Genomic DNA, 11,227 nt, shown 5'->3' with positions numbered 1-11,227 from the left:
TTGTAAGGGATAAACTATGAGAAATGTCGCGCCTGTTGCATTACTTCTGGCATTAACGCTCTGTACCCTGCGGGTGAATGCCGAAGATGAACCGCAAATTATTACGCCGGAAGGACTGGCCACCAGCCAGATGCTTCCCTCGCTGGACGGCGCGGTTGCCGATCTGCCGCTGAGCGCTGCCGCCCCCGGCAACCTGATGCTCAACGACGCGGTAAGTCGTGCCGTGAGCTGGCATCCTTCTATTCGTGAATCGATCGGCAAACTGCTTTCGCAAAACGAACAGATCGACGTGGCGAAATCGAAATATTACCCGCAGGTTTCTGCCGGAATGAATAACGGTTACAGCAATACCTATACCGACCACGGCTTTAGCCCGGCGCTGGTTATTTCGGTGTCACAAATGCTGTACGACTTCGGCAAAGTGGCAAGCCAGGTCCGCGCCGAGACCGCCGGAGCCGCACAACAGCAGGCGAATGTGTTACTCAGTATTGATACCATCGCCCACGCAACCGCCAACGCGATAGTCCAGGTGCAGACGTGGCAGCAAATGGTGGACGCCGCCGAAGAACAGCTCACCGCCTTAAACGACATTGGTCGACTGACCCGACAACGCAATGATGAAGGGGCAACCTCGCTGTCCGACGTGGTGCAAACCGATGCGCGTATCGAGTCTGCACGTTCTCAGCTGGCGCAGTATCAGGCCAATCTCGACAGTAGTAAGGCCACATTGATGAGTTACCTCGGCTGGAACTCACTTAACGGCATCAGCAACGAATTCCCGGCCAAACTGGACAGCAGCTGCGATGTGGTCAAACCGGAAGATAAACTGGTTCCCGCGGTTCTGGCGGCCTGGGCGCAAGCGAATGTGGCACAGGCAAATCTCGATTACGCCAACGCGCAGATGACGCCCACCATCTCCTTGGAACCGTCGGTTCAGCATTATCTCAACGACAAATACCCCAGCCATGAGGTGCTCGACAAAACCCAGTACTCCACGTGGGTAAAAGTTGAGATGCCGCTGTATCAGGGGGGCGGACTCACCGCCAGGCGCAACGCCGCCAGCCATGCGGTAGAGTCTGCACAATACTCCATCCAGCGCACCCGACTCGAAGTACGACAAAAATTACTGGAGTCCCGCAGCCAGGCAATGAGCCTCGCCACCGCCCTGCAGATTCTGCGCCGCCAGCAGCGACTGAGTGAACAAACGCGCGAGCTTTATCAACAGCAGTATCTGGACCTCGGTTCGCGCCCGCTGCTCGACGTACTTAACGCCGAGCAAGAGGTGTATCAGGCCCGTTTTGCGGAACTCCAGACTCAAAACCAGCTGCGCCAGCTCCAGCTGAACTGCCTCTATAACACTGGCTCGCTTCGCCAGGCGTTCGCCTTAAATAATCGCAGCATTCAATCGGTGGAGATCAAGCTATGAGCGACCTCGATTCACATGCAAAAGATGCGATTAGCGAACACGCTCTTAGCCAGTGGGCGCAGGCGATGACGCATATTGCCAATCACTATCGCGTGGCCTGTTCTCCCGGCGCAATCCAGGCCAACGCCCCGTGGTTTGCGGGAAAAAGCCGGGCCACAGCCCTGTCGCAACTGGCGCGTCAGGCGGGACTGTCATTTCATGCGCTGAATACCGCCACGCAGGTATTCGGTCAGTGGCGTCTGCCGGTGGTGGCGGAACTGCGCGACGGCCAGCTAATGGTGATAGAACATTTCAACGGCGAAGATGCACTGGATGTGTTTATCATCGCCGAAGAGGGCCAGCGTAACCGGCTCACGGTCGCAGAGCTTCTGCCGGAGATCGTGAGTATTACCGCGATGCGCCCGCTGTCGGCGCTGAAGGACAGTCGGGTAGACCGCTATATTTCGCGCTTCAAGCCCGACTGGATGCGCGAACTGGTGTTAAAAGACATTAGTCCTTATCTGCCGGTCATGATTGCCGCCTTTCTGATTAACGTTCTGTCGCTCGCCGGGATTATCTTTTCCATGCAGGTTTATGACCGGGTGATCCCCGCCCAGTCTTATCCAACGCTGTATGTTCTCTCCACTGGCGTTCTGGTGGCGGTGCTGTTTGGCTTTTTGCTGCGCGAAGCGCGTACCCACATAATGGACCTGCTCGGCAAACGCGCCGATATGCGCATTTCCGATCGCGTGTTCAGCCATGCATTGCGCCTGCGCAACAGCGCCGTCCCCCGCTCGACGGGGAGCTTCATTTCTCAACTGCGCGAGCTGGAACAGGTTCGCGAGATGATCACCTCCTCGACCATGTCGACCATTGTCGATCTGCCGTTTTTCTTTTTGTTTATCGTAGTGCTGGCTTTTATCGCCCCGCCGCTGGCATGGATAGCGCCCGTCGCGGCCCTGCTGATGATCCTGCCCGGTTTGCTGTTACAGAAGAAGCTGGCGGTGCTCGCCAACCAGGCTGCCCATGAATCCACCCTGCGCAACGCGGTGCTGGTCGAGAGCGTTCAGGGGCTGGAAGACATCAAGCTGATGCAGGCGGAAAACCGCTTTTTACAGCAGTGGAACAGCTACATCCGCATTACCGGAGAGTCCGGGCTGCGCACGCGCAGGCTGACTCAGGGGCTGATTGGCTGGGGCATGTCGGTACAAAGCCTGGTCTACGCCGCGATCATTATGTTCGGCGCGCCGATGGTCATTGAAGGCACGATGACCACCGGCGCCGTGGTGGCCGCTTCGATGCTCGGTTCCAGAATGATTGCCCCAATGGCAAATCTGTGCGGCGTGCTGGCCCGCTGGCAACAGGTCAAGGCGGCGAAGATGGGGTTAGACAGCATCATGCAGCTTCCCACCGAAACGCAGTACGACGAAGACCGGGTGCATCAGGAGATTTTTCACGGCCATTATCTGTTTGAGAACGCACACTTTCGCTACCACAGCGACGATCAGCGCGTTCCGCTGCGCATCTCGCGCCTGGAGGTCATGCCCGGCGAGCGCGTGGCAATCCTCGGGCGTAACGGTGCCGGGAAATCAACCCTGCTGCAGGCCATGGCGGGCGGTGTGGAGATTATCCAGGGCGATGTCCGGCTCGACAACCTGAGTCTGTCGCAGATCGATATGGCTGATTTACGCCGCAACATCGGTTTTCTTAGCCAGAACGCGCGGCTGTTTTTCGGCACCCTGCGCGAGAATCTGACCCTCGGCGCACCGCACGCCAGCGACGCGCAGATCTTCGAAGCACTGGAGGTCAGCGGCGCGGCGGCTTTCGTTAAACAACTCGCCAAAGGGCTGGCACATCCCATTATGGAGGGCGGCAACGGTTTGTCCGGTGGACAACGGCAGTCGATCCTGCTGGCAAGAATGCTGCTGCGATCGCCCAATATCGTGCTGCTCGACGAACCCAGCGCCTCGCTGGATGAACATACCGAGCGGGAGTTTATTCAGCGCCTGAACCAGTGGCTGGGCAACCGCACATTGATTGTCGCCACTCATCGCGTACCGGTTCTGGAGCTGGTCGAACGCGTGGTGGTATTAAAAGAAGGCCAACTGGTTATGGATGCCCCGAAAGCGCAGGCATTAAATGCGAGCCGGGCACCCGCCCCAACTCACGGTCGGGAGTGGAAAAATGAAAACCAATCCGCATGATGCCGCCATGGACGACCTCGATATCCGCCGCGAGCACCGTTTTTCCGGGGCCAGCCGTATTATTCTGCTCAGCACGCTGCTGTTTGCCGTCCTGGGTATCTGGGCATATTTCGGCAAGCTGGATGAAGTCTCAACCGGCAGCGGGAAAGTGATCCCCAGCTCGCGAGAGCAAGTCTTGCAGTCGCTGGATGGCGGCATTCTCGCCGAGCTTACGGTACGCGAGGGAGATAAAGTGCAGGCCAATCAAATAGTCGCCCGCCTCGACCCCACCCGTTCTGAGTCCAATGTTGGGGAGAGCGCAGCCCGTTATCGCGCCTCATTGGCTTCCAGCGCAAGGCTTAATGCCGAAGTTAACGATCTGCCGCTGGTCTTTCCCGATTCACTGCGCGCCTGGCCGGATCTCATCGCCTCCGAAACTCGTCTGTATAAAAGCCGTCGCGCGCAGCTTGCGGATTCAATGGCAGAACTTCAGGATGCACTGGTCTCAGTAAATAAAGAACTGGCCATCACCCAACGGCTGGAGAAAAGCGGTGCCGCCAGCCACGTAGAAGTGCTGCGCCTGCAACGACAAAAAAGCGATCTGGGATTAAAAATCACCGACCTGCGCTCGCAATATTTCGTGCAGGCGCGGGAAGCGCTGTCAAAAGCTAACGCCGAAGTGGACATGCTGGCGGCTATTTTGAAAGGACGCGAGGATTCCGTCACCCGTCTGACCGTTCGCGCGCCGATGCGCGGTATCGTGAAAAACATCCAGGTCACCACCATTGGCGGCGTAATCCCGCCTAATGGCGAGATGATGGAGATTGTGCCGCTGGACGATCATCTGCTGATAGAAACTCGCTTGTCGCCGCGTGATATCGCGTTCATCCATCCTGGACAACGGGCGCTGGTGAAGATTACCGCCTATGACTACGCCATTTACGGCGGCCTGGAAGGCGTAGTCGAAACCATCTCTCCGGACACCATTCAGGACAAAGTGAAACCTGAAATCTTCTATTACCGCGTGTTTATCCGCACACATCAGGACTTCTTACAGAACAAACTGGGACGCCATTTCTCCATAGTACCGGGCATGATTGCCACAGTGGATATAAAAACAGGTGAAAAAACCATCGTCGACTATTTAATCAAACCGTTTAATCGCGCAAAAGAAGCGCTGCGCGAGCGCTAAATCCTTGAGGATTAGGGGTTGCGGGGGCTGGTCACGCGTGTCACAAGTCTGTTATACTTGCTCTAACACATTGGGGCTGATTCTGGATTCGACGGGATTCGCGAAACCCAAGGTGCATGCCGAGGGGCGGTTGGCCTCGTAAAAAGCCGCAAAAAAATAGTCGCAAACGACGAAAACTACGCTTTAGCAGCTTAATAACCTGCTCTGAGCCCTCTCTCCCTAGCTTCCGCTCTTAAGACGGGGATCAAAGAGAGGTCAAACCCAAAAGAGATCGCGTGGAGGCCCTGCCTGGGGTTGAAGCGTTAAAACTAATCAGGCTAGTCTGGTAGTGGCGTGTCTGTCCGCAGGTGCCAGGCGAATGTAAAGACTGACTAAGCATGTAGTGCCGAGGATGTAGGAATTTCGGACGCGGGTTCAACTCCCGCCAGCTCCACCAATCATGATTGGATAGTGCCAGGACAGCACTAGCAATAACAGGAAGTTAGCAGTCTCAGTTGGACACCGACCAGACGGTGAGGAGACAAAAAAGATACGCAAAGGAGCCGCGGCTCCCGAGTGACATAAAAGCCCGCTTATGCGGGCTTTTTTATGCTCTTTGCCCCGTCCTGAAAGTGTTGACACGTTCCAGACTTAGATCCGGAGAACGTGATGATAGCTGAATACGAACAGGCAGATTAATTTCCTGAGAACTCTTTTTATTTAACAGTGAACGACCATGGTTAAATAATATCCCTACAAGCTTAAAATCGTCACGATAAAAATAAACGTATTTTTTAAATACATTCGTCATTTAAACGTTCGACATCGTTAGCCAGCCCATAATGCCGCATAGTGTAAAAATATCCAGTTAACTTCTCCATGAACAACTCTTGAATTTTCCTACTAAATACATATATTACGCATCCCGTTCAGTACATGGAATAACCTTTGATTTTTTTAATTGATATTGGAGTTATAAATGTCAAATAAGAAAATTTCGCGGAGCAATGGGGCAACAGGCCCCGTTAATAAGGTTGTCGCATGGTCAACAATCGCTTTGCAGGCTCTGTATCCTGCCATTCTTAGCTTCACGCCAACCATCAGCCATGCGTCAGCCGTTAAGGCATCGCAGGCCGCCGCAGAACAGCAAGAACTGCGCGGCCTGTCTTCTCTCGCCGCGCAGGCTGGCAGAAGTATTGAAAACGGCCATGCGGGCAGTTTTGCTGCCAATACCGTCTCAGCACAGGCAACGAAGGAGGTGGTAGAGTGGCTACAGAAGTACGGTAATGCGCGTATTCAACTCAACGTCGATGACGCTTTCTCGTTGAAAGATTCGGCGTTCGATTTCCTTTATCCGTGGGTTGATACAAAGCAGCATGTTTTATTTAGCCAGACATCGCTTCACCGTACCGATGACAGAACCCAAACTAATATCGGTATGGGTTATCGCTACTTCACGGCGGATAATTCAATGCTTGGCGCAAACTTATTTTATGACTACGATTTAAGTCGTCATCACGCACGTATGGGTGCAGGCGTTGAGTATTGGCGAGATTATTTACGCGCAGGCGCAAATGCTTATTTAAGATTATCAAAATGGAAGAATTCCCACGATCTGGATGATTATCAGGAACGTCCGGCGGATGGATGGGATATCTATACCCAAGGTTGGTTGCCATCGTATCCGCAACTGGGCGCATCGCTTAAATATGAAAAGTATTACGGCAAGAATGTCGGCCTCTTTGGCAGCGATCATCTTCAGGAAAATCCGTACGCCTTTACAGGCGGGATCAGCTATACGCCGGTTCCGCTAGTTACGCTTTCCGCTGAACACAAGCAGGGGCAGAGCAATACTCATGATTCACGCTTCGGCATAGAGATTAACTATCGCCCCGGCATCCCGCTGGCGAAGCAGTTGAACAGCGACAATGTTGCGTTAATGCGCGAAGTTCAGCACGGACGCTACGATTTTGTCGAACGAAATAACAATATTGTTCTGGAATACCGCAAAAAATCGGTTCTGAAAATCCGCCTGCCTGAAAGCGTACAGGGGGAAGGTGGCGCCGTTATTCCGGTGACTATTTCGCTGGATAAATCCCACTGGGGCATTCAGTCGGTAGAGTGGAACGATAGCGCATTTACCGCCGCTGGCGGACGCATTTCCGGTAGCGGCACATCATGGCAACTGACGTTACCCGCTTATACACCAGGCGGCACTAATCATTGGCAAATCGGTGCAACGGCACGAGATGTTAAAGGAAATGTCTCTAACTATGCGGTGATGAACGTGACGGTGACGGGGAGTTCAGCCTCTGTCGGCACAATGGATTTTACATTGAACGGCGAGCAGCAACCGATCATCGCGGCTGACGGGAAGTCACAGCATCCGGTTACGTTGGTGCTTAAAGATACCAATGGTAATCCGTTAACAGGGCTTGCACATGACATTGAGTTGTCTTTAGCGTTTACGCCTGACGCACAGAGAAATCGTGAGCGTTCGGCACAGGCTCCAAAACTTGGTGAAGTGCAGGAAACCCGCTCCGGGGTGTATACCGCCACGCTGACGCCGGGTTTAACAGCGGGGACGGCACGCATCACCGCTAAAGTCCTGGGTAAAACAGAAACCCTGACGGTGAAACTAAAAGCGGTTTCCGCAGAGGCGGCAAAATCGACATTCACGGTAATGCCCATGGAGCAGGTCGTTGGACACCCGATTAGCCTGGCGTTAGAAGCAAAAGATAAAGACGGGAATGCCATCACCGGCGACGACAGCTTACGTTTTTATGCAGTTTCAGCCAGCGGCGAGGTCCGTTTTACTGCAGTAGAAGAGAAAGACGGCGTGTACAGCGCTAAGGCAACGTCTGAACTGGCTCAGGCGACACGCATTGGTGTGAAGTCACAAAAACATGATTTCTCTGGGCTGGAAAAACAAGCCAACTGGATTGCCGACAAAACGCAACCGGTGGTGCAGGCTTTTAACCTGACCAAGGACAATGCACTGGCGGATGGCAAACAGAGTAATATCGCGGTCGTTACCCTGACCGACCGTTATGGGAACCCGCTGTCCGGATACACGGTCACTCTGGCGTTACCGCCACAGGTTAAGATCGCGAATGGGGAGAACGTTGTGAAGACCGATGCCAAAGGTGAAGCAAGATTCTCACTGACCAGTTCAACGCCGGGAACTTATGATATTACGCTAAGCGCGGGGAACATCAGCTCATCGCTAAGCGTAACATTTGCCTCTGCAATGGAGGGGGCAACATTGTCTCTGGCGGCCAAAGACAATGGCGCAATCACCAATATTGCAGCAAACGGTCGCGATGGTGCCACGCTTGAGATCATGCTCAACAATACCGCCGCGTCGGTTGAAGGACAGAAAGTGGAGCTTATCGTAACGCCACAAGGGCTCGTGTACCCGGACAAAATCACCACCAATAAAGATGGTTACGCGACGGTAACGTTAACTACGGTTAAGGCAGGTCATTACACCGTTAATGCCAGGGTTACAGATGGGCAGCACAGCGTTGAGTCCTCAAGCGTTGACCTGGAATTCGTACCTGATATTAACAGCGCAGTGCTGAATATGACCGCACCGTCTGAGAGCATTGTGGCAAACGCATCAGCGGCACATGAAATTCAGGTACAGGTTGTCGACGGTGAAAACAACCCATTTAGTGGTGACGTGCACCTGACCAGTTCCCCTGCCAGTGGATTAAAACTGGGCCAGTCCGAACTCACATTGGATGAGAAAGGAATGGCATCAACAAACTTTATTGCCGCAGAAGCCGGGCACTATCAATTGCAGGCAACCTTCATCAAAGAGGGTAAACGCGTTACGGCGAGTAAGGCGATTGAGGTGGTATCGGATCTGCAAAATGCCGCGTTGACGATCGAACCGTCAACGACATCCGCCGTAGTCAGTGATGTGGATAACGTGGCGTTTACCCTGCATCTGACCGATACATCAGGGAACAGCGTCAGCAACCGTAAGCTGAAAATTACGGCTACAGGCCCATCGCCACGCGATCCTCTGGTGATTGACAATACGCTTGTCACCACCAATGGTTCCGGTACTGCGACTGTAAATGTCCACGGTAATAAGGCGGGTCGTTACACGCTGACCGCCACATTGGCTGAACACGGTAGCAATGTCTCGGCAAATGCTTCGCTAACGCTGAATGCCGATGCCCAGAATCCAGTACTCACTCTGGAGCAGGATCCTGGCTATGCCGTTGCCAACCTTGAGCCGGTAGGCTTTATGGCCCGGTTGCAGGATAAATTCGGTAACCCGTTAAACGGCAGTGTCGAATTTAGCGCAGGCAGCAAAGCCAAACCCGGTAGCGGAACCTTTACGATGACGCCGGATAAAACCAACTTTAAGTTAGGGAATGCTTACTCTGAACTGAGAACGGATACGGCCGGTGTAAGTTGGGTGAGAGCGAAGGCAACGATGGGAGATAAAACATTGGAAAAAGTACTCACCGTCTGGGTAGTTGAGAACCATCAACCAAATTCCTGATCGGGATATAAACAAAAGATAGCCGGGGTGTTTTCGAGAGCACCCCGGCAACTGCCATAACCTCAAATATATCGACGCTTGCATTATTCTCATGGCCAGGCGAGCTATGAGAATAATGAGCACTTAAATAGCGCCAACCGTCATCCCATTCTTCCCCCTTTTACTCATCAAAAGGAGGGAAAAAAACGACTCACTTTTAACAAAGCCATTCATGACCTTACTTATCAACCGGATAATCCCTGTTAATCCACGCATGTTCATCTTCCCAGGTAAACATCCATTTGCGAACCGGGCCGGCCATCACGTTAAGGTAGTAACTGTCATATCCCGCCAGGGTTGCCACCGGGTGATACCCTTTCGGCACCATCACCACGTCGCGGTTATAGACTGCCATACACTCGTCAAGTGACCGGTCGTCGGTGTACACCCGTTGCATACAGAATCCCTGCGGCGGGTTGAGGCGATGGTAGTAAGTCTCCTCCAGATAGGTTTCCTGCGGGGGATTATCTGTGTCATGTTTATGGCTTGGGTAAGAACTGGTACAACCTTCGTTGGTCCACACCTCCACCACCAGCAGGCTATCAGCGGGTTTATCTTCCGGTAAGATGTTGTGCACGTAGCGCTGGTTGTGACCTTTGCCGCGCGCTTCCCCGTCGATATCCTTAGGTGCGATCAGCCGTGTTGGGTGCGTGCCTTTCCCCGGCGCAGCGCAGACTGCCAGCTCCAGTCTGGTCACCGCCTGAACCTGTATGGTTTCACCAGCAGTGACATAAACCGCCCACGGTTTGATGCGTTCGAACGGGCTCATCCGCTCACCGATATCCGTAAAAGTTGCGCCCGGCGTGGTGATGGTCGCGCGTCCGGCGACCAGTACCAGGCAGCGTTCTTCGCTGACGGCGGGCAGCGTAAGCTGCTGCCCTTCCTCCAGTTCATACGCTCTAAAGCCAACATATCCCCAACCGGCGCTTTCCGGTGTCACTGACTGCGTACACCCTTGCGCGTCCGGCTGCTGCCAACGTGATAATAAACGTGACATATCACCTCCTCAGATAAGCCCGGCATCCCGCGCCAGACGGCTAAGGTTGTTATAGCCCAGACGCGCATACGTCAGCGGATGCGCGATGGCTGGATCCTGCTCCGCCTCCACCACCAGCCACCCCTGATACTGGTTCGCCTTCAGCAAGGCCATGATCGGCGGATAGTCAACGCAACCATCTCCCGGCACGGTAAAGACGCCGCTCAGCACCGCATCGAGGAAGCTGGTTTTGCGGTTTTTGACATCCGCCAGCACGTCGGCACGTACGTCTTTGCAGTGAACATGGTTGATACGTGATGCCCAGCGCTGCGCCACAGCTAACGGATCGGCACCCGCAAAGGTCAAATGCCCGGTATCGAGCAACAAGCCAACTTCATCACCGGTATTCGTCATCAGATTATCCACATCTTCAGCAGATTCAATCACCGTTCCCATGTGGTGGTGATAGGCAATCTGTACCCCCTGCTGCTGGGTGTAGCGCGCAAACTCGGTGAGTTTTTCACCGTACTCTTGCCAGCGCTCTTGCGGGAAGCGCGGACGCAGATGTACCGGCGTCTGCTGCTCGCCGTGAATGCAGCCACTGACTTCGGCAAAGACCAGCACCTTCGCTCCCAGTTCGCGCAGTAACGTCAGGTGCGATTGCACAGCGGCAATCTCCTCCTCCACGCTGCGTTCCAGCAGACGTCCGGAGTACCAGCCGGAAACCAGTTGCAGGTCGTGGCGCTGCAAAATGGGGCCGAGCAGTCGCGCCTCGCGCGGGAATTTATTACCCAGTTCGAAACCAGCAAATCCAGCCTCTTTGCCCTCGCTCAGACACGTATCAAGCGACGTCTCAGCGCCCAGTGAAGGAAGATCGTCATTCGTCCATGTCAGTGGATTAATACCTAATTGTACCGTCATCATCTTCTCC

6 protein-coding genes and 1 other RNA gene are annotated in these 11,227 nt (G+C 54.0%); 5 read left to right on the top strand and 2 right to left on the bottom strand.

Translation table 11 applies throughout. From position 1 onward, the window contains the following. Positions 1-16 precede the first annotated feature (16 nt). The 5 genes from OGY04_RS14835 to OGY04_RS14815 all read left to right on the top strand — a co-directional run bounded on the left by OGY04_RS14835 (position 17) and on the right by OGY04_RS14815 (position 9,281). The gene (locus OGY04_RS14835; RefSeq protein ID WP_008785529.1) at positions 17-1,426 is read left to right on the top strand and encodes a TolC family outer membrane protein; all 1,410 of its coding nucleotides are present in this window, start codon (positions 17-19) and stop codon (positions 1,424-1,426) included. Beyond that, on the top strand, positions 1,423-3,609 hold the full coding sequence (locus tag OGY04_RS14830) for a type I secretion system permease/ATPase (RefSeq protein WP_286585460.1): 2,187 nt from the start codon (positions 1,423-1,425) through the stop codon (positions 3,607-3,609). The genes OGY04_RS14835 and OGY04_RS14830 overlap by 4 nt, the downstream gene beginning before the upstream one ends. Before the next feature lie 7 nt (positions 3,610-3,616). Beyond that, positions 3,617-4,780: a beta-barrel domain-containing protein gene (locus OGY04_RS14825; RefSeq protein ID WP_085951585.1), complete on the top strand. Its 1,164-nt coding sequence runs from the start codon at positions 3,617-3,619 to the stop codon at positions 4,778-4,780. Positions 4,781-4,852: 72 nt separating this feature from the next. Continuing rightward, positions 4,853-5,216: a transfer-messenger RNA gene (ssrA, locus tag OGY04_RS14820) on the top strand. Between the two features lie 522 nt (positions 5,217-5,738). Beyond that, on the top strand, positions 5,739-9,281 hold the full coding sequence (locus OGY04_RS14815; RefSeq protein WP_286585459.1) for an inverse autotransporter beta domain-containing protein: 3,543 nt from the start codon (positions 5,739-5,741) through the stop codon (positions 9,279-9,281). 217 nt (positions 9,282-9,498) lie between these two features. On the opposite strand, the gene iolB is transcribed toward OGY04_RS14815, so the two are convergent. Both iolB and iolE read right to left on the bottom strand, forming a co-directional pair. Beyond that, a complete protein-coding gene (gene iolB, locus OGY04_RS14810; RefSeq protein ID WP_136392259.1) occupies positions 9,499-10,317 on the bottom strand; it encodes a 5-deoxy-glucuronate isomerase in 819 nt (272 codons plus the stop codon). A 9-nt stretch (positions 10,318-10,326) separates the two neighbouring features. After that, entirely contained in the window at positions 10,327-11,217 is an 891-nt protein-coding gene (iolE, locus tag OGY04_RS14805) for a myo-inosose-2 dehydratase (RefSeq protein WP_060683363.1), read from the bottom strand. Positions 11,218-11,227 lie beyond the last annotated feature (10 nt).

The organism is Citrobacter sp. Cpo091 (assembly GCF_030332645.1).
Classification (GTDB): domain Bacteria; phylum Pseudomonadota; class Gammaproteobacteria; order Enterobacterales; family Enterobacteriaceae; genus Citrobacter; species Citrobacter portucalensis.
The sequence above is the reverse complement of the archived record's forward strand: the minus strand, read 5'-3'. Positions and strand labels throughout refer to the sequence as shown.

Bases quoted from the DNA above. Each gene is read 5' to 3' on its own strand.
- OGY04_RS14835 (WP_008785529.1), top strand. From the start codon at position 17: ATGAGAAATGTCGCGCCTGTTGCATTACTTCTGGCATTAACGCTCTGT.
- OGY04_RS14830 (WP_286585460.1), top strand. From the start codon at position 1,423: ATGAGCGACCTCGATTCACATGCAAAAGATGCGATTAGCGAACACGCT.
- OGY04_RS14825 (WP_085951585.1), top strand. From the start codon at position 3,617: ATGGACGACCTCGATATCCGCCGCGAGCACCGTTTTTCCGGGGCCAGC.
- OGY04_RS14815 (WP_286585459.1), top strand. From the start codon at position 5,739: ATGTCAAATAAGAAAATTTCGCGGAGCAATGGGGCAACAGGCCCCGTT.
- iolB (WP_136392259.1), bottom strand. From the start codon at position 10,317: ATGTCACGTTTATTATCACGTTGGCAGCAGCCGGACGCGCAAGGGTGT.
- iolE (WP_060683363.1), bottom strand. From the start codon at position 11,217: ATGACGGTACAATTAGGTATTAATCCACTGACATGGACGAATGACGAT.